Origin of the sequence: Flavobacterium sp. 2755 (assembly GCF_031455715.1) — a bacterium.
Taxonomy (GTDB): domain Bacteria; phylum Bacteroidota; class Bacteroidia; order Flavobacteriales; family Flavobacteriaceae; genus Flavobacterium.
Window position 1 is genome coordinate 383829 of sequence record NZ_JAVDTG010000002.1, and the last position, 21130, is coordinate 404958.

Below are 21130 nucleotides of genomic sequence, written 5' to 3' on the forward strand. Positions count from 1 at the left end.
AAAATTAAAATAACTCTCTCGGATCTGTCAATTTCCCTGTAACAGCAGCTGCGGCAGCCATAATTGGACTTGCTAGTAAAGTTCTAGATCCAGGACCTTGACGACCTTCAAAGTTTCTGTTTGAAGTACTTACCGCATATTTCCCAGCAGGAACTTTATCGTCGTTCATTGCTAAACAAGCAGAACAACCCGGTTGACGTAATACGAAACCAGCTTCAGTCAAAATATCTAAAATACCTTCTTCTTTAATCTGAGCTTCAACAACGTGAGAACCCGGAACTAACCAAGCGGTAACATTATCTGCTTTTTTTCTTCCTTTTACAATTTCAGCGAAAGCTCTAAAATCTTCAATACGTCCATTTGTACAACTTCCTAGGAAAACATAATCGATTTGTTTTCCAATCATTACGTCGTCTTCGTGGAAGCCCATGTAAGCCAAAGATTTTTTGTAAGTTTCCTCACCACCTTCAACTTCTTTTGCACTTGGGATATGTTTTGTAATACCAATTCCCATTCCAGGGTTAGTACCATAAGTAATCATTGGTTCGATATCTTCAGCTTTGATGTTTAATTCAGCATCAAATACAGCATCTGCATCCGTTTTTAGAGTTTTCCAGTATTCAACAGCTTTTGTCCAAGCTTCACCTTTTGGAGCGTATAATCTTCCTTCAAGGAAATCGAAAGTAGTTTGGTCAGGAGCGATCATTCCGCCACGAGCACCCATTTCGATACTTAAATTACAAACCGTCATACGACCTTCCATAGTCATGTTTTCAAAAACATCACCAGCATATTCAACAAAATAACCTGTTCCTCCAGAAGTAGTTAACTGCGCAATAATATAAAGTGCAACGTCTTTTGGACCAACACCTTTGCTCAATTTTCCATTTACGTTAATACGCATTTTCTTTGGTTTAGGCTGCATAATACATTGAGTAGACAAAACCATCTCAACCTCAGAAGTTCCGATACCAAAAGCAATTGCTCCAAAAGCACCGTGAGTAGACGTATGTGAATCACCACATACAATAGTTGCACCTGGCAAAGTAATTCCGTTTTCAGGACCAACTACGTGTACAATACCATTTTTTTGATGACCTAATCCCCAGTGCGAAATTCCGTATTCTGCAGCATTATCTTCAAGAGCCTGAAGCTGATTTGCTGATAAAGGATCCTGAACTGGTAAATGTTGGTTTATAGTTGGGGTATTGTGATCTGCAGTTGCAAAAGTACGTTGTGGGTATAAAACGTTAACGCCTCTTGATTTTAATCCTAAAAAAGCAACAGGACTCGTAACTTCATGAATGAAATGGCGGTCAATAAAAAACACATCTGGTCCATCTTCAATTTTACGCACTACATGTGAATCCCATACTTTGTCAAATAATGTCTTACTCATTTTTTATTTTTTTTAATTGTAATTTCTATAACCACAGCAATTTCCTGTTCATTATAATAGCAAAACAAAAGTAAAAAAAGATACAAAAGTGTCAATTTCGATATTTCATTATATACGATACCCAAACCGAATTACAAATTGCCAATAAGCTTTTGCAAGTTAAATTTTGGCAGAAAAATGATTTAGAAAATGACTTTCTTTTTCTTTTTCAACTTTGTTTTTCTTTGATTGTTTTTTGTTTTAATAGTTTGCAAATTTATTTCAAAATCACTATAAAATATAAGAATTTAATTGAAAAAATCTAACAAAATGAATAAAAATAGTAATAATTGTTAGTTTTGATTTCTTTGCAAAAAGAATGCTTTGTTGGTTTTTGAAGGCTTTTAAAGGAGTTTTTGAGACGTTATTTAGATTCAATAAATCATCTAAATACTACGACATCCAAGAAGTGTATTTTTATGAAATTTTATGCTTTTTTAAGACAAAAAGAGCTTTTTTGAAGAGAATAATTTTGAAGATTAATTCAATGAGTTTTTAAACTCTAATGGAGTAAGATTGGTTTTCTTTTTAAACAATTTACTAAATGACTGCGGATATTCGAAACCTAATTGATAAGCAATTTCTGCCACCGAAAGATTGGTAGTCATCAGGAAATCTTTTGATTTTTCAATTAGCTTGGAATGAATGTGCTGCTGCGCATTTTGCCCTGTTAAATTGCGAAGCATATCGCTTAAATAATGACTGGAGACATTTACTTGTGAAGCAAGAAAATCGACTGAAGGCAAACCTCTTTTTAAGGTTTCGGCATTATTGAAATAATCATTTAAAGTTTCTTCTACTTTAAGCAATAAATCATTGCTGACTGTTTTTCTGGTAATAAATTGGCGTTTGTAAAAACGATTGCTGTAATTCAGCAAAACATCAATATAGGAGATAATTACATCCTGACTCATTTCGTCAATAGCCGTATGAAGCTCATTATCAATGCTATTTAATAAGCCTATAATCGTTGTTTTTTCGCTGTCAGAAAGATGCAGTGCTTCATTAGTATCGTAGGAGAAGAAACCATACTTTTTGATATTTTTCCCTAAAGGATAATTTCTAATAAAATCAGGGTGAAAAAACAAAGTATAACCGTGATATTCGGTTCCTTCTTCATTATCGGTAAAAATCAATTGATTGGGAGAAGTGAACATTAAACCGCCTTCGTTAAAATCATAATAACCCTGACCGTAACCCATTTTACCATTCGTAGAATATTTATAAGATATTTTATAAAAATCGAGTAAAAATGAGTTATTCGTTTCTGCTTTAACAGCTAATATTTTATTGTCAACCAAACTGATCATGGGATGCAGCGGCTTTGGCAGATCAAATAAAGTATGGAACTGCGATACAGAGGAAATTTTGGTTGGAGTATTGTTTTTCTTTTCCATGATATAAAGGTATAAAAAATGAAAATTAATACCACACAGATCATCAAAACCTGAGCGGTATTAGTAATAAATTAGGCTCCCAAAAATTGTTTACCAAATGAAGCGCGAAAAACTTCGTCACCTTGTTCCAATCTTTGCTGGTAAAGTGCTTTTGCATCTTCTCCCGCCACGTATCTTAGTTTTGTTTTTCCGTCTGTAGCAGCTTCATAAACAACATCGGCAATATATTCCGGAGTCGATGCCATTTCAAACATTACATCTACATTTTCGAACATTTTGTCTGCCATTGCTTGATATTCAGGTTTAACTCCGGTATCAAGAGAACCGTGTAAAAATTCTGTTTTAATGCCGCCCGGAGAAACCGTTTTAATATTGATTCCAAATTGATTCAATTCATAAGCCATACTTTCGCTCCAGCCTTCTAACCCCCATTTTGTTGCGTGATAAACAGAACCTAAAGGAAAAGAAATCAATCCGCCAATAGAAGTTGTCGAGATAAATAAACCGTTTCTTTTTTCTCTGAAATACGGAATAAAAGCATTCGTAACACGAATAGTTCCTAATAAATTAGTATTTAATTGTTTCGTGATTTGGTCATCGTTAAAACTTTCAAGAGGGCCAATTAATCCGTAACCAGCATTATTAAAAACGATATCAATATCGCTTAATACAATTGCTTTTTGAACCGTGCTTTGTATTTGGTCATAATTCGTAACGTCTAATGGTAAAAGGGTTACGTTTTCTAAACCAGCAAGTTCTGTTTCCTTTTCTGGAGTTCTCATTGTTGCAATTACATTCCAGCCTTTTGCTTGAAATAATTTTGCTGTTGCTTTTCCTAAACCTGATGATGCGCCTGTGATAAAAATTGTTTTCATGATTATTATTTTTTAATTGTTATAATTTGATGAAGCAAAGTTCAGCATACAGTAAAGCTTAAAAGTGTTCATTTTGGTCTAATGAGTATCCAAAATGAATAATCGGAGTTTTTTAAGAAAAAAAGAATCAAATTCGGTTCTTTTTATGTTTAGAAAACAAAGATGTTAATTATGCTTTTGTTGATAACTTCGTTTTTCTTTCGCTTAAAAAAAAGCGTAAATTTGAACTTCTTCCATTTTTCATTTCGTATTTTGTTATGTTTCATATTGTCAGTATTTTGCAATATGAAAGACTTGGAATTTGGGATTTTAAAATTTGACTTTTTTACAACTCTATGTATTTAATATTCGATACCGAAACAACCGGATTACCAAAACGCTGGGACGCCCCAATAACCGATTCTGATAACTGGCCTCGCTGTATACAGATTGCGTGGCAGCTTCATGACGAAATGGGACAGCTTATTGAGCATCAGGATTATTTGGTAAAACCAGAAGGATTTAATATTCCGTATGATGCCGAGCGTATTCACGGAATCTCAACTGAATTGGCTGAAGCCGATGGAATCTCGCTGGCCGAAGTTTTAGAGAAATTTAATATCGCTTTAAGCAAAACCAAATTTATTGTTGGACAGAATTTAGGTTTCGACGTTAATATTATGGGAGCTGAATTCCATAGAATGGGCGTCGAGTCTCAAATGAGTTCAATGCCCGTTCTGGATACTTGTACCGAAGTTACGGCTTCGTTATTGCAGCTTCCGGGAGGTCGTGGAGGAAAATTCAAACTTCCAACGCTGACCGAATTACACAGCTATCTTTTCGATCAACCATTCGCGGAAGCGCACAACGCAACTGCCGACGTTGAGGCAACCACGCGTTGTTTCCTTGAATTAGTTAGAAGAGAAGTTTTTACAAAAGAAGAATTAGATGTTCCGCAGGGTTATTTCAAGGACTTTCAGGAAAGAAATCCACAGGAATTTCCGTTAATTGGTTTAAAACACATCAACTTAAAAGCAGCTTCTGATAAAATCAGAGAACAGCTTAAAGCTTTACAAGTTGATGAAAAACAGACTACCGTTTCAGAATCTGATAAAGCAGATTTTAAAGCGGCAAAATTTGCACATTTACATAATCATACACAGTTTTCGGTTTTACAATCTACTATCGGAATTGGAAATATTGTTGCGGCTGCAGCGAAAAACGGAATGCCGGCCGTTGCCATGACGGATACCGGAAACATGATGGGAGCTTTTCACTTTGTGAGCGCCGTTATGAACCACAACAAAGCAGCATCTGGAAAAAATAAAGCTTTAGTTGAAGCTGGAGAAGAACCGACAGAAACCGAAGTTAAACCAATTGTAGGCTGTGAATTTAATATTTGTGAAAACCATTTAGATAAAAGCAAAAAAGACAACGGTTATCAGGTTGTTTTGATGGCTAAAAACAAAGCAGGTTATCACAATTTGGCTAAAATGGCTTCGATTGCTTATACCGAAGGATTTTATTATGTACCAAGGATTGACAAAAATATAGTCGAAAAATACAAAGAAGATATCATGGTTTTGTCTGGGAATTTATACGGAGAAATTCCGAGTAAGATCCTGAACATCGGTGAAAACCAAGCCGAAGAAGCTTTGATTTGGTGGAAAGAACAATTTGGCGAAGATTTCTATTTAGAAGTGATGCGCCACAATCAGGAAGATGAAAATCGTGTCAACAAAACCCTGATTGAATTTTCGCAAAAACACAATGTCAAATTAATTGCGACCAATAATACCTATTATTTAAATAAAGAAGATGCCAATGCACACGATATTTTACTTTGTGTAAAAGACGGTGAAAAGCAGGCGACGCCTATTGGACGCGGACGTGGTTACCGTTACGGACTTCCAAATCAGGAATATTATTTTAAGTCAGAAGAGGAGATGAAAAAGCTCTTTTCTGATCTGCCTGAAGCGATTATCAATATTCAGGAAATTATTGATAAAGTTGAAGGATATTCGCTTTACCGAGATGTATTACTTCCAAAGTTTGATATTCCGGAAGAATTTATAGTTCCTGAAGATGAAGCAGACGGTGGGGTTCGAGGTGAAAATAAATACCTGCGACACCTTACAATGGTTGGTGCCGCAAAACGATATGGAGAAATTACAGAATCGATTCAGGAACGTTTGGATTTTGAATTATTAACGATTTCAAATTCAGGATATCCGGGTTACTTTTTGATTGTACAGGATTTCATTGCCGAGGCTAGAAAAATGGACGTATCGGTTGGTCCAGGACGTGGATCTGCAGCGGGTTCTGCCGTTGCGTATTGTCTCGGAATTACCAATATTGACCCCATTAAATACGACTTACTTTTTGAGCGTTTCCTAAATCCTGACCGTGTATCGATGCCCGATATTGATATCGACTTTGATGATGAGGGTCGTGGACGTGTAATGGATTATGTAATCAACAAATACGGTCAAAAACAGGTAGCGCAGATTATTACTTATGGTAAAATGGCAACCAAATCAGCGATTCGTGATACGGCTCGTGTATTGGATTTGCCACTATTTGAAGCCGATAGAATTGCAAAATTGATTCCAGGAATGATGCCGTCAAAATGGAATTTGGCGCGTTTTATTTCGGAAAGCGAAGAAGAAGTCAAAAAAGCACTTCGTTCTGACGAATTTGACAATGTAAAAGAATTAATCGCGATTGCCAATGAAGATGATTTGGCGGGAGAAACTATTCAGCAGGCAAAAATCCTTGAAGGATCGATGCGTAACACGGGAATTCACGCCTGTGGTGTAATTATCACGCCATCGGATATTACGAATTATGTTCCCGTAACAACAGCAAAAGATTCTGATTTATATGTAACACAGTTTGATAACTCGGTTGCAGAAAGTGCCGGATTGCTGAAAATGGACTTCTTGGGTCTGAAGACCCTTACGCTGATAAAAGATACCGTTAAACTGGTAAAATACAGAACCAATATTGATCTGGATCCCGATACATTTCCGATTGATGATGAAGAAACGTATGCGCTTTTCCAAAGAGGTGAAACCGTTGGAATCTTCCAATACGAGTCACCTGGAATGCAGAAATACATGAAAGACCTGAAGCCGACGGTTTTTGGAGATTTAATTGCCATGAATGCACTTTATCGTCCGGGGCCTTTGGAGTATATTCCGTCTTTCGTTCGAAGAAAAAACGGTGATGAGGAAATCAAATACGATTTAGATGCCTGTGCGGAATATTTATCAGAAACCTACGGAATTACAGTTTACCAAGAGCAGGTAATGCTTTTGTCTCAGTCTTTGGCAGGATTTACAAAGGGTGAGGCCGACGTTTTGCGTAAAGCGATGGGTAAAAAACAAAAAGACGTACTTGATAAAATGAAGCCGAAGTTCGTTGAACAAGCAGCACAAAAAGGCCACGATGCCAAGATTCTGGAGAAAATCTGGAAAGACTGGGAAGCTTTTGCGAGTTATGCCTTCAACAAATCGCACTCGACTTGTTATGCATGGATTGCGTATCAAACTGCATATTTAAAAGCGCATTATCCTGCCGAATATATGGCTGCGGTACTTTCGAATAATATGAACGATATCAAACAGGTTTCGTTTTTTATGGAAGAATGTAAACGCATGGGATTACAGGTTTTAGGCCCAGATGTAAACGAATCGTACTATAAATTTACGGTAAATGATAATTACGCTGTTCGTTTCGGAATGGGAGCGATTAAAGGTGTTGGTTCCGGAGCTGTTGAAACTATTGTAGAAAACAGAAAAGACGGAAGATATAAATCAATTTTTGATTTGGCGAAACGAATTGATTTGCGTGCAGCCAATAAAAAAGCAATTGAAAACTTAGCATTAGCTGGTGGTTTTGATTCTTTTGAAGGAACAACCAGAGCGCAATATTTCCATGATGATGGCGACGGAATTACATTCTACGAGAAAGCAATGCGTTACGGATCGAAATTTCAGGAAAATGAAAACTCATCGCAGGTAAGTTTATTTGGAGAAACCAGCGAAGTACAAATTGCAGAACCTGTTGTACCGCCATGTGAAGACTGGAGCACAATGGAAAAACTGGCTAAAGAAAAAGAGGTTGTAGGGATTTATATTTCAGGACATCCGCTTGATGATTTCAGGTTTGAAATGAAATACTTCTGCAACGCCCGATTAGAAGCGTTGAAAAGTATGAATGAATATGTAGGTAAAAATCTAAACTTTGCCGGAATCATTAATAACGTACAGCATCGAGTAGCCAAAAATGGAAAAGGGTGGGCTGTATTTAACTTAGAAGGATATGACGAAAGTTTTGAGTTTAAGATTTTTGGAGAAGAATATCTAAAATTTCGCCATTTCCTGATTCAGAATAATTTTGCTTACTTGAAAATATTGATCAAAGACGGCTGGGTAAATCACGATACAGGTAAAAAATCAGAACCCAGAATGCAGTTTGTTGAGGTGCGACAGCTTCAGGATATCTTAGAAGCATTTGCTAAAAAATTGATTCTGTTATTAAATATCAAAGATCTTCAGCCTGAGTTTATTCATAAATTAAGTCATTTATTCAATGAAAATAAAGGCGATAATACCGTGAGTTTTGACATCATGGAAATCGAAAATGTCAAGCGTTTAGTTGAGGTTGAAACCACAAGCGAATTTGAAGACAGTGAAGATGCCGTTTTTGAAGACGAAAATGATGATAATGAAACTGTGGCCGGAGAAGCTAAAATGCAGGAAGTAAAAGAAGTCGAAGAAGTGAAAGTGGTAACTAAATTAACGATGCCAAGCAGAAGGTTAAAAATCAGAATTTCGGCTGAACTTCTTCAGGAATTAGAGAAAATGCAGATAAATTTTAAGCTGAACTAAATTTTAACAGTTAAAATTTAATAGAATCTAAAATTTTAGTGTTAAAAATATGCATGCATAATACTTTTTTAGTAATATTGCCCGAAATTACAACGATTTCGTTCCAAGTCTAACAATGCAAATTATAAGAATATGTTAAAAAATTCTAAGTTTGTATAAATTAATTAAATCAGAATTATGAAAAAGAACCTATTTTTATTAGGATTATTAGTTTGCTCTATGGCTACTATGGCGCAGACAGAAAAAGCAGACAAACCAGAAAGCTGGTACTTTAAATTGGGTGGGTCATATTTCATCCAAACTGCTGCTGCTGAATTCCCAACTGTATCTGGGGCATTACCTAATACTGATGTTTATGGGCCAGATGGTACGACTTTAATTTCTAGAGAAACTAATCATGGTTCTTTCGGACAAGGATTCCGTACAGGTTTAACTGCTGGATATCGTTTTACGCCGCGTTTAGGTGTTGAGTTAGGATTTAACTATTTTAATAGTGCAGATAAAACTATGGTTGAAACAACTCATAGATTAGTAGCTGCCGGACCAACTTTTGCAACTGGTAAAGCAGTAGGAAAACTTGAAGCTTATGATATTGCTCCTGCAATCGTTTTGTTTTTAGGAGAAACTCATGGTTTTGAGCCTTACACTAAAGTTGGAGTTATTGTTCCTGTTCACGGTACATTAGATATCGAAACTACCAGAACATATACAAACCCAGCAGGAGTAACAGAAACTTATTCAAAAGATGTAATTAAACCAAACCCAACTGTTGGATTTACTGCAGCATTAGGAACATCTTATAAATTAGGAACACACATCTCTCTTTTCGCTGAATTAGAGTACCGTAACTTTACAGTACACGGAAAAACAAAAGAAACAGAAATATATACTGAAAACGGTGTAGATAAATTAAATACTCCTACAGCTTTCCGTCCAGATGCATCATATTCTGCAAGCCATACTAAGTATGTAAAACAAATTAATACTAGTTCAAACAGTAAAGTAACTAATGCAGCTGGTTTTGATAATACAAGAGCAACTGATGATATCAGTTCTTACGTTGGAATTTCTGGTTTAGGATTTACTTTTGGTCTTAAATACAGCCTATAATTTTTTATAGAAGTTTTATAGTTTTTTGAAGAAAAGGATATTCGAAAGAATATCCTTTTTGTTTTTTGTCATTTCGACGAAAGGAGAAATGACAAGATCTATTAAATTGCCTCCAGCTTTAGCTGGAGGTTGATAGGATTGAATTTAAAAAGGCTTTAGCCAAACAAATGTTTTTTGGCTAAAGCCTCTTGATATGTTTTAATTTTTATCCTCCAGCTAAAGCCGGAGGCAATTGAAATTTGTAATATTAAGATTTCGAATTCCTAAACTCCTTCAAAACTTCATCAATAACCCAAGTAGTTCTCGCTCCTGAAATCCCTTTTGATGGAGAAGCACCTTCTTTACCTAAAAGTTCAGCCATTACAGTTTCTATAAAAGGCTGCTGAATATGAAGCGGATTTTCTATTGTAATACTTTCTTTTTTTCCATTTGCATATTGAATATGAATTGGATCATTTCCGAAAGTTGAAAATGAGATTTTACCTTTATCTCCCACAATTTCAGTATTATCATAACGTTCAAAACTGGCAAAATTCCACAAACCAGATCCGTGAATTCCGTTTTCAAATAAAAACGACATGGAAACCGAATCTTCTGCAGGATAAGCTTGCAATTGAGAAGTCGCATGTCCGCGAACAGATTTTATCGGACCTAAAACAAAATCCAGAAAATCTAAAGTATGACAAGCTAAATCAACAAAAATTCCACCACCTGAAATATGTGGTAAAACAGTCCACGGAAGATTGATTTCGTCGTCGTAACGAGCTTCAAAAGGATGGTATAAAACAGAATTTACGTGACGTATGTTTCCTAATTTTCCCTTGTCAATTATTTCTTTTATTTTTAAAAAGCGCGGTAAACCTCTTCTGTAATAAGCAACAAACAAAGGAACATTATGTTCTTTGCAGGCGCTGATCATTTCATTACATTCTTCAAAAGTCAAAGCCATAGGTTTTTCAACATAAACAGGTTTTCCGGCTTTGGCACACAAAAGAGTATATTCTTTATGCGAAGATGGCGGCGTAGCAATATAAACCGCATCAACTTCAGGATCGTTTATTAAATCGACTGCATTCGAATACCATTTCGGGACATTATGGCGTTTGGCGTAATCTTCGGCAAGCTTTGCATCTCTTCGCATCACAGCAACCAAAGAAGAATTCGGAGCCCTTTGAAAAGCCGGTCCGCTTTTTACTTCCGTTACATTCCCACAGCCTATAATTCCCCACTTTATAATTTTCATCGTTTGGTTTTTTAGTTATTCAAATTTAAAAAAAGGTTTGCCACGAATTGCACTAATTCCCACGAATTATTTTTTTGAAGTTTTGCCACAGATTAAAAAGATTTTCACAGATTTCTAGTGTGAAAAATCTGCCTATCTGCTAAATCTGTGTGAGACAAAATATCAAGCAAAGAAAGTTAGCCACGAATTACACTAATTTCCGCGAATTATTTTTTGAAGTTTGCCACAGATTAAAATGATTTTCACAGATTAATAAAAATCATTTTAATCCTTTTAATCTGTGGCAAAAAAACAACCACGATTACTTACACATCCCTCATAATAAATTCGTGCTAATTAGTGTAATTCGTGGCAAAAAAAATAGCCACAAACTCACAAAAATAAACTCGTGAATTTATGGCTAAAAAATTAAGCGTCTAAAGTCTTACTTCTTAGGTAAAGCTTTAAAACCCATATTATAAAGAGTGAAAGCCTGGATATCTACATTCTCCTGAATTGTAGCTGCAACAGATTTCCCTGCGCCGTGACCTGCTTTTACATCAATTCTAATTAAAACAGGATTTTCTCCCGCTTGCTTATCTTGCAATTCAGCAGCAAATTTAAAACTGTGCGCCGGAACTACACGATCATCATGATCTCCGGTTGTAACCATCGTTGCCGGATATTTAGTACCGCTTTTAACGTTTTGAACAGGAGAATATCCTTTTAAATATTCAAACATTTCTTTGCTGTCCTGAGCTGTTCCGTAATCATAAGCCCAGCCCGCACCAGCCGTAAAAGTATGGTAACGAAGCATGTCCATAACACCAACCGCTGGCAAAGCTACTTTCATTAAATCAGGACGCTGAGTCATTGTTGCACCAACTAATAAACCTCCGTTAGATCCTCCGCGAATCGCTAAATAATCAGATGAAGTATACTTTTGAGCAATTAGATATTCTGCAGCAGCAATAAAATCATCAAAAACATTTTGCTTTTGAAGCTTTGTTCCTGCATCGTGCCATTTTTTACCGTATTCACCGCCGCCTCTTAAATTGGCAACCGCATAAACACCTCCGTTTTCCATCCAAACCGCATTTGAAATACTAAATGCAGGAGTCAAACTAATATTAAATCCGCCGTAACCGTAAAGAATCGTTGGGTTTTTACCATCTAATTTTGTTCCTTTTTTATAGGTAATAATCATAGGAACTTTTGTGCCGTCTTTTGAAGTGTAGAAAACTTGTTTAGATTCATAATCTTCACTTTTAAAATCAACTTTTGGTTTTTGATACACTTCTGATTTACCAGATTTTGGCTCAAAAGAAAAAATCGTTCCCGGAGTTGTATAGTTTGTAAAACTGTAGTATAAAATCTTTTCTTCTTTTTTTGCACCAAATCCGCCGGCAGTTCCAACCGCAGGAAGTTTAATTTCACGAACTAGTTTTCCACTGTAATCGTATTGTAAAACTAACGAAACTGCATCTTTTGTATAATTGGCAAAGAAATAGCCGCCGCCTGTAGATGGAGATAAAACATTCTCTGTTTCTTTAATAAAATCTTTCCAGTTTTCCTGTTTTGGATTACTGAAATCTACCGAAACCACGCGTCCGTTAGGAGCGTTATAATCCGTTTGTATAAATAATTTACTTCCTTCGTTTTCGATAATATTATTATCACTGTTGAAATTATCTACAATGGTAATAATTGGGCTGTTTGGCGTTTTTAAATCTTTAATATAAAGTTCATTTCCGTAAGTCGAATTAGCAGCCGTAATAACTAAATAATGATTGTCTTCGGTCACATAACCGCCAACATATCTTCTTTTTTGATCTGCACCAAAAATTACTTTATCGTCTTTTTGAGAAGTTCCTAACTTATGAAAATACAATTTGTGCTGATCTGTTTTTGCAGATAGCTCGCTTCCTTTTGGTTTATCATAACTAGAATAATAAAAACCTTCATTTCCAAGCCATGAAACACCGCTGAATTTAACATCAACTAGAGTGTCTTCCAAAACTTTTTTAGAAACTGCATCAATAATAATCACTTTTCTCCAGTCGCTTCCGCCTTCAGAAATAGAATATGCCGCTTTATTTCCGTCTTTAGAAAAATCTAAACCGCCAAGCGAAGTAGTTCCGTCTTTTGAGAAAGTATTCGGATCCAGAAAAATTTCTTCTTTTCTGTTTTGGTCTTTTCTGTAAATAACAGATTGATTTTGAAGTCCGTTATTTTTAGAATAATAAGTAAACTTTCCTTCTTTTGATGGAGCACCTATTTTTTCATAATTCCAAAGTTTTTCCATTCGCTTTTTAAGTTCTTCGCGAAACGGAATCTTATCTAAATATCCATAAGTTACTTCGTTTTCAGCTTTTACCCAAGCGCCAGTTTCAGCAGATTTATCATCTTCAAGCCAACGATACGGATCGCTTACTTTCGTATCAAAATATACGTCGACAGTTTCTCCTTTTTTTGTTTCCGGGTATTGAATCTTATTTTGTCCAAATGAAATTCCTGCAGTTGTGATTGCCATTATAAGAAAGGTTTTTTTCATAGTTTTTAATTAACAGTTGTAACAAAAATAACACTTTTTGTTGTGAAAATAATTTAAACCATATAAGTTATATAAGTTCATTTAATTTAAGGCGTACTTAATTTTTAGCTGTATGACTTATTTGAAGAATAAAGAATTAAACCATATAAGTTATATAAGTAAATGTAAGCAGGCTTAAATTAAATGAACTTATATAACTTATATGGTTAAAAAAAAATGTTACAGATTGAAATTAACGCCCAGAACGATGTTTCTTCCAATATTTGGGATTCCGTCTGTTTTTAATCTTGAAAGGTGTGCAATGTATTTTTTATCGAATAAATTGTTTCCGTTCAGGTTGATATCAAAAGCCGTTTTACCCAATTTTACCGTTCCTCCAAAACCTAAATTAACCAAAGTATAACCTTTAGAAGCCGTTTCGAAACCACTCACATTATCCTGGCTGAAAGTTGAAGAAACGTTTAATGAAGCAAAACCTTCACTTAACCAGTTTTTGATATTAAATTCAGTTCTAAGCGTATTATTCCAGTTGTTTGCAGGAATCAGCGGCAAGTAATCGTTATTATCTTTTTTACCCGTAACAGTTTCAAAACTAGTTTCAAAATGCAGCCAGTCTAAAGGATGTGGGTGAAAATGTATACCAGCTTCACCTCCGTACAATTGTGCATTATCCTGAATGTAAGCAAAAACATCATTATCGTCACGCGTTTCTCCAGTTGGCGAAGTGTAGATATAATTGTTTACGTGATTGTAAAATCCGTTAACGAAGAATTCGAAGTGTGTATTTTTATATTCTAAATTCAAATCAGTCTGAACGTTTTGTTCCGTTTTCAAATCAGCATTTCCAATTTCATAACGATTTGTTCCTTCGTGAACTCCGTTTGAAGTTAACTCCGCTAAGTTTGGCGCTCTAAATCCGGTTGCAACATTTAAACGAAGCGTAAGCGGTTCAGCCAGTTTTGTTTTATATCCTAAAGAAGCATTAAAACTGTCAAAAGATTTGTCAAGAGGTAAAAAATAACCTTCTTCACCTTCAATTCCATGCGCATCAGAAGTAACGTTTCTGTTGTCAAAACGTAATCCGGCTTGTAAAACGCTGTTGTTCCACTCGTAATTTGCAGTTCCAAAAACACCAAAATCATTCGTTGTTGCATCTGGAATTAAATACTCTTCACCAGAGTTTTTATTGGTTTGATGCATTCCCTGAATCCCTACAATAGTTTCGATTTTTCCGAATTTAGGAAAATGATATTTTAGATTGTAATTCAAAGTATTCAGTTTCATGTGAAGCGAAGCATTATTGCTGTCTTCAAACTCACTTCTGTCATTTGAAATATATCCCAAATCAACATCCAGTTTTGAGTTTTCAAAAAAGATCACATTGTTTAAACTCAATAAATGATTAAAAATTCCCTGTCTTGGAAACTGCGTGTCTTTGCTTGAAGATTGTTCTGCAATTCCATCTTCAGGAATTCCAATATCCAGTTTGTTGTAATTGTATCTTAAAACACTTGAAAAACTTGAATTACTGTAGCCAATTCCAGTTTTAAAATCGGTTTCATTATAACGAGAATTTGTTACGCGGTCGCCATCGGCAATTTTATAATCAGAATGAGTGTTATAACTTCCACGTGCCAAAAATTTCCAGTTATCAGTAGATGTTTTTAAACCGATAGAAGAATTACTTCCTTCTGTATTCGTAAAATATTTTTGACTGAAATTAGCTTTAAAAGTACCGGCATCAGCAAATTTTTCAGGATTAAAGTATAAAACTCCTCCTAAAGCATCAGAACCGTACAATAGCGATGCCGGGCCTTTAATAACTTCTACACTTTCAATTCCGGCATCGTTTAAACCTAAACCATGTTCGTCTCCAAACTGCTGGTTTTCGATACGAACGCCTTGAGAATATACTAAAACACGGTTTCCGCTTAATCCGCGAATAACCGGTTTACCAATAGATGTTCCGGTAGAAATTTGTGAAACTCCGGGAATTGTAGCCAAACCTTCAATTAAAGTCGAAGTTCCTTTTTGCTGTAAAGTTTTAATGCTTTCATGCTCGATTTTCATTACGTTTTGCGATTGCAATTTGTTGAAAGGGGTAGAAACCACAACTTCATCCATTTCTAAAATAGATTCTTCAAGCGTTACATCAACGGTGTTTTGTTTTACTAATTTTAAGATGTTTTTATTTTGAGTAGCATATCCAACATAAGAAAAAGACAGACGCAGATTCCCGTTTGGAAGATTGTTTAATTCGTATTTTCCGTTTGCATCAGTCGTTGTTCCTTTATGCAATTCTTGAGCGTAAACAGAAACGCCCGGTAATGGCTGGTTTTGATTGTCAGTTACTGTTCCTGAAACCGAATTTTGGGCAGAAAGCAAGCCCGAAAACCCTAAAACAAGGGCAATTATTAATTTTTTCATTTGAAAATTTTGCTATAGTTAAATGGATTTTCTTCTTCTAAATGAAAATTAAACGAACAGTATAGCATGCTAATCCCAATTTAATAAACAGGATTAGGAAACTCAAAGTTGTTTTGAATTTAGATTTTAAAAAAAGAGATGTTGAATTATTAAGAAACTATAGCAGCGGGAGGGCCTCGTAATAAATACGAACTTTTTGAAACAAAGAAAATCTTTTCTGACAGCGGAAAAAAATAAGGGATTTCGCTGCTGAAAGAATGAAATTGAAAAGAGAAAGTTTCCGGAACAATATAACTTCCAAAAGCAAAATTACAAACATAACAAAGGTCGTAATTATGGTGCTGATGTGTTATTTCGCCACTTGGATCATTATAATCGTGGTGACATTGTTTTTCTGAAAGCTGTTTTACAATATGCTCATAACTGTGTATGGACTGAAACAATATTGAGAACAATATTGTGACAGCAAAAGAGAAACTTAATATGAGCTGCTTTTTCTTCATACCCGACAAAGGTATAAAAGATCAAATTCATTTTTTGAATTCTAATGCAGATTATTTGAAAAAAATTCAGCAAACACAAATATTCGTCATCAAAAACAGAATAATTGCTTTCTAATCGTTACCTGAACTATCATTATATTATATTTGTAAGTGAAATAAATCGATTCAATTAAGCGTTTATTTTATAGAACCTCTTTTAAACTCAAAAAATTATATGCGATTTCTTTTTAGCTGTTTGTTTTTAGTTTCATTTTTTAATGCTTTTTCGCAAGAAGATGTCAAAGCAGAAATAAAACCTATAGTTAAAATAGATTCTTTGTATAGAGAAGATCAGTTTTATTTTTCTGTAACGTATAATATGTTTACAGATATTCCTCAAAAATTTAAACAGAATAAATTTTCCCTTGGACTTTCGGGCGGTTTTTTACGCGACATGCCAATTAATAAATCCAGAACAGTTTCGATTGCAGCAGGTGTAGGATTGAGTTATCAAAATTACTTTCAAAATTTTGGTATTTCAAAAGATGGAAACGGAGCTGTAGTTTATAATGTTGTTGATGCCGGAGAAATTGCTTCAAATCGTTACAAACAATACGCTGTAGAATTTCCGATAGAATTTAGATGGCGTAATTCTACTTACGAAAGCACAAAATTCTGGAGAATTTATGGCGGAGTAAAATTAAGTTACATCTTCTCTAATACTTCTATTTTAGACGATGGCGAAAATACGTATCGTATCAATAATAACGACTCCATTAACAAATTCCAGTACGGGCCTTATATTTCTGCGGGTTACAATACATGGAATGTTTATTTGTATTATGGTTTAAGTCCTTTGTTTAAAGATGGCGTTACCACGTTAACCGGAGAAAAAGTTACCATGAAAACGCTGAATGCAGGATTGATATTCTACATTTTATAACCACAAATACAAAAATAATACTTGCGGTAAAACGCCAATTAACAAACCAATTGATATTTCTTTTGGTGTATGTGCGTTCATTTCTAAGCGGGATGAAGCTACAATTCCAGACAATAAAATTAGCAGTGCGCCCCAATACGGATTGTGCATTTGTAAATGAATATTTAGCCCAATTGCAAAGATTGTAAACCCTGTAATAGCTGTCATGTGCAGGCTGGCCTTAATTTTAAAAAGCGAACAGACTAGCGCTAAGATTGTACTAAACAGCGCGCCCAGAAAAAAGAAATGAAGTTCTGGATAACGAGTAATAACAATACTTCTTTTTACCAATAAAATATATAAAAAGCACTGTAAAATAAGCGGAATACGACGCTGGGAATTTTCCGGAAGCATCATCGATTTTACGTGTCCGGTAGAACGTAACAACATGAAAAACAGAATAGGAACAATAATGGTAATTACCAAAATTTGAAACAGAACAAAGTATTTTTCCTGTGTCGTAAAAATATCATCCTTACAATAAAGGTATAATAATGTGGTGTACATCGATATAAAAATCGGATGGAGTATATAGGAGAATAATGGAAGTATTTTTTTCAAAACGTATTATTTTGTGGTATTGAACAAATATAAGGAATTAATGTTTTTTGCAATTAACTGCGTAAATTTTCACAAATTATTAGCATATTTTTTTGCCACGAATTGCACGAATTTCCACGAATTATTTTTTTAATTTTTTGCCACAGATTTAAAGGATTCTCACAGATTAGAAATCCTTTTAATCTTTTTAATCTGTGGCAAAAACGTTCCACATGTTTTAAAATAAATTCGTGGAAATTAGTGTAATTCGTGGCAAACCTTTTTTTAAATTTGACAAAAAGAAATTTCTAAATGAGCATAAATTTAAAAAGCCTTATTCCGGTTTTTAACGCCGAATGGATAGGTTCAGATTCTGATATTTTTGTTGATCATATTTCGATCGACAGCCGTTCATTACAAAACGGGTCAAAAACATTGTTTATTGCCCTTTCCGGGGTCAATAATGATGCTCATTTGTATATTTCTGAATTGATAGAAAAAGGCGTTCAGAACTTTGTTGTTCAGTATATTCCCGAAAATGTAAAAGGAAAAGCCAATTTTTTCGTCGTAAAAAATACGCTCAAAGCCCTTCAGGAATTAGCCGGTTATTATCGTGATTTATTCGATTTCCCTATAATTGGTTTAACCGGAAGTAATGGAAAAACCATCGTGAAAGAATGGCTTAATTTCCTTTTAAGTCCCGACTATAATATTATCCGAAGCCCTAAAAGTTATAACTCGCAAGTTGGCGTTCCGCTTTCGGTCATTGCCATAAATGAAAAACATAATTTAGGAATTTTCGAAGCCGGAATTTCGACGGTTAACGAGATGGTTAACCTCGAAAAAATCATCCAACCAAATATTGGTGTTTTAACCAGTATAGGTTCTGCGCACGATGAAGGTTTCGAAAATCTGGCACAAAAAATCAAAGAAAAATTACTGCTTTTCAAAAAATCAGCCGTAATAATCTATCAAAAAAATGAATTGGTAGATCAATGTCTTTTAGATTTTTCTCCTGAATATCCACTTCAAAACAGAACTTTATTTTCATGGAGTTTTACAGACGCTTCTGCTGATGTTTTTATTCTGATGAAAGAAACTAAAAACGATTCGACAATCATTAAATACCAATATAAAGACGAAGTTTTCAATTTAGAAATTCCGTTTAGTGATTCGGCTTCTATCGAAAATACCATTTCCTGTTTATTGGTTTTACTGCGTTTTAATTATGATTTTGAGGTTATTCAAAATCGTGTAAAACTGCTTTATCCGGTTGAAATGCGTTTGGAAGTTAAAAACGGAATCCACAATTGCAGTTTAATTGATGATAGTTACAGTTCCGATTTTCAATCGCTGAAAATTGCCTTAGACTTTCTGGAAAGCCAGAAAAAGAATGCTTCAAAAGCGGTCATATTATCAGATATTTTTCAAAGCGGATTTTCAAATGAAGAACTCTATTCTAAAGTTGCACAGTTAATTTCGGATAATAAAATCAACCGCGTTATCGGAATTGGAACTACGATTTCATCTTTTGCAGATAAATTCCCAAACAGTACGATGTTTCAAAATACGGCAGAATTTATCGCCGAAATTGAAAACTTGAATTTCAATAATGAAACGATTTTAATAAAAGGAGCAAGATCGTTTCAGTTTGAAGAAATTGTTTCGCTTCTTGAAGAAAAAACACATGAAACGGTTCTCGAAATTAACCTTGATGCCATAAACCATAATTTAAATTATTTCAAATCAAAACTTGCCGACGATGTAAAAATCATGGTTATGGTGAAAGCTTTTGGTTATGGAAACGGCGGACTTGAAATTGCAAAATTACTCGAACATAATAAAGTAAATTATTTAGGTGTGGCTTTCGCCGATGAAGGAATTTCGCTGAAAAACGGCGGAATAAAACTGCCAATTATGGTTTTAAATCCAGAATCGACCAGTTTTCCTTCGATAATTCAATATAAATTAGAACCTGAAATTTACAGTATAAAAGGATTAAATGCCTTTTTGAAAATTGCCAGAGAAAAGAATTTAAAAGATTTTCCAATTCATATTAAAGTAGATACCGGAATGCATCGTTTGGGTTTTGAAGACAATACGATTGATGAATTGATTGCGACTTTAAAAGGAAATTCAGCCGTTCGTGTTCAGAGTATTTTATCGCATTTGGCAACAAGCGACGATCTAAATCATTATGATTTTGTCATTAAACAGATTAATTTGTTCGAAAGATTGTCTTCAAAATTAATGACAGAATTAAACATAAATCCAATCCGTCATATTTTAAATACATCGGGAATTAGTAATTTTCCAGATGCACAATATAATATGGTTCGTTTAGGAATTGGTTTATACGGCGTTTCAAACGATCCGTTAGAGCAGAAATATTTGGAAAATGTAGGCACATTAAAATCTATTATTTCGCAGGTTCGCACTATTCCAACTGGCGACAGCGTAGGTTACGGGCGTCGTTTTATGGCCGAAAAAGAAACCAAAATTGCCACAATTCCCATTGGTTATGCAGATGGAATTTCGAGATTATGGGGTAATCAGGTTGGTTTTGTAACGATTAAAAATCAAAAAGCCTATATCGTAGGAAGCGTCTGTATGGATATGTTAATGGTTGATGTAAGTCATATTAATTGCAAAGAAGGCGATTCGGTAATTATTTTCGGCGAAAGCCCAACCGTTATCGAAATGGCTGAAGCTTTAAAAACCATTCCTTATGAAATAATGACAAGTATTTCGCAGCGTGTGAAACGAGTATTTTTTAGATAGATTTTGGAAACTCTAAAGAAAATTACGTATTTTCGGTATAATTAATTTATAAACTAAAAGAAATAATTATGAGTGTATTTTCAGAATTTAAGGAATTTGCAATGAAAGGCAACGTAGTCGATTTGGCTGTCGGTGTGATTATTGGAGCAGCTTTTGGTAAAATTGTAAGCTCATTAATTGAAAATGTAATAACGCCATTGATATTGAAACCGGCATTAGATGCGGCACATTTATCAACTATTGAAGAACTGACGGCTTTTGGAGGTGTCAAATACGGTTTGTTTCTTTCGGCAGTAATTAACTTTATAATCGTTGCTTTTGTTTTGTTCTTAATCATTAAAGGAATAAACAATCTTAAAAAGAAAGATGTTCCGCCACCGCCGCCAGCCGGACCAACGCAGGAAGAATTACTTACGCAAATTAGAGATTTATTAAAAAATAAATAAGA

13 protein-coding genes are annotated in these 21130 nt (G+C 34.7%); 5 read left to right on the forward strand and 8 right to left on the reverse strand.

All coding sequences use genetic code 11. The features are described 5' to 3' along the window. Positions 1-4: 4 nt before the first annotated feature. The 3 genes from leuC to J2Y38_RS05455 form a co-directional block, all read right to left on the reverse strand. Positions 5-1399 (reverse strand): 3-isopropylmalate dehydratase large subunit, encoded by a 1395-nt coding sequence (gene leuC / locus J2Y38_RS05445; RefSeq protein ID WP_309840392.1) that lies wholly within the window; start codon positions 1397-1399, stop codon positions 5-7. A 518-nt stretch (positions 1400-1917) separates the two neighbouring features. Further along, complete coding sequence (locus J2Y38_RS05450; protein ID WP_309840395.1) at positions 1918-2835, reverse strand: helix-turn-helix transcriptional regulator; 918 nt, start codon at positions 2833-2835, stop codon at positions 1918-1920. Positions 2836-2906: 71 nt separating this feature from the next. Next, positions 2907-3710, reverse strand: a complete 804-nt coding sequence (locus J2Y38_RS05455; protein WP_309840398.1) for an SDR family oxidoreductase — start codon at positions 3708-3710, stop codon at positions 2907-2909. Positions 3711-4045: 335 nt separating this feature from the next. Here J2Y38_RS05455 and dnaE point away from each other — a divergent pair, with 335 nt between their 5' ends. Beyond that, positions 4046-8584 carry a DNA polymerase III subunit alpha gene (gene dnaE, locus J2Y38_RS05460; protein WP_309840400.1) on the forward strand — a complete coding sequence of 1513 codons (4539 nt, stop codon included), beginning with the start codon at positions 4046-4048 and terminating at the stop codon, positions 8582-8584. A gap of 177 nt (positions 8585-8761) precedes the next feature. Continuing rightward, complete coding sequence (locus tag J2Y38_RS05465; RefSeq protein ID WP_309840402.1) at positions 8762-9694, forward strand: outer membrane beta-barrel protein; 933 nt, start codon at positions 8762-8764, stop codon at positions 9692-9694. A gap of 247 nt (positions 9695-9941) precedes the next feature. On the opposite strand, the gene J2Y38_RS05470 is transcribed toward J2Y38_RS05465, so the two are convergent. The 4 genes from J2Y38_RS05470 to J2Y38_RS05485 all read right to left on the reverse strand — a co-directional run bounded on the left by J2Y38_RS05470 (position 9942) and on the right by J2Y38_RS05485 (position 16400). After that, a complete protein-coding gene (locus J2Y38_RS05470; RefSeq protein ID WP_309840405.1) occupies positions 9942-10937 on the reverse strand; it encodes a Gfo/Idh/MocA family oxidoreductase in 996 nt (331 codons plus the stop codon). 424 nt (positions 10938-11361) lie between these two features. Next, positions 11362-13470 carry a prolyl oligopeptidase family serine peptidase gene (locus J2Y38_RS05475; RefSeq protein ID WP_309840407.1) on the reverse strand — a complete coding sequence of 703 codons (2109 nt, stop codon included), beginning with the start codon at positions 13468-13470 and terminating at the stop codon, positions 11362-11364. Positions 13471-13689: 219 nt separating this feature from the next. Next, complete coding sequence (locus J2Y38_RS05480; RefSeq protein WP_309840410.1) at positions 13690-15897, reverse strand: TonB-dependent receptor domain-containing protein; 2208 nt, start codon at positions 15895-15897, stop codon at positions 13690-13692. A gap of 149 nt (positions 15898-16046) precedes the next feature. After that, positions 16047-16400 (reverse strand): hypothetical protein, encoded by a 354-nt coding sequence (locus J2Y38_RS05485; RefSeq protein ID WP_056206627.1) that lies wholly within the window; start codon positions 16398-16400, stop codon positions 16047-16049. A gap of 214 nt (positions 16401-16614) precedes the next feature. Between J2Y38_RS05485 and J2Y38_RS05490 the strand changes: the two genes are divergently transcribed. Further along, positions 16615-17322 (forward strand): porin family protein, encoded by a 708-nt coding sequence (locus tag J2Y38_RS05490; RefSeq protein WP_309840415.1) that lies wholly within the window; start codon positions 16615-16617, stop codon positions 17320-17322. Here the strand turns inward: J2Y38_RS05490 and J2Y38_RS05495 are convergent. Beyond that, complete coding sequence (locus tag J2Y38_RS05495) at positions 17317-17922, reverse strand: hypothetical protein (RefSeq protein WP_309840417.1); 606 nt, start codon at positions 17920-17922, stop codon at positions 17317-17319. The genes J2Y38_RS05490 and J2Y38_RS05495 overlap by 6 nt on opposite strands. 291 nt (positions 17923-18213) lie before the next feature. On the opposite strand from J2Y38_RS05495, the gene J2Y38_RS05500 reads away from it, so the two are divergent. Then, the gene (locus J2Y38_RS05500) at positions 18214-20682 is read left to right on the forward strand and encodes a bifunctional UDP-N-acetylmuramoyl-tripeptide:D-alanyl-D-alanine ligase/alanine racemase (protein ID WP_309840419.1); all 2469 of its coding nucleotides are present in this window, start codon (positions 18214-18216) and stop codon (positions 20680-20682) included. Positions 20683-20750: 68 nt separating this feature from the next. Then, complete coding sequence (gene mscL / locus J2Y38_RS05505) at positions 20751-21128, forward strand: large conductance mechanosensitive channel protein MscL (protein ID WP_309840421.1); 378 nt, start codon at positions 20751-20753, stop codon at positions 21126-21128. Positions 21129-21130: the final 2 nt, after the last annotated feature.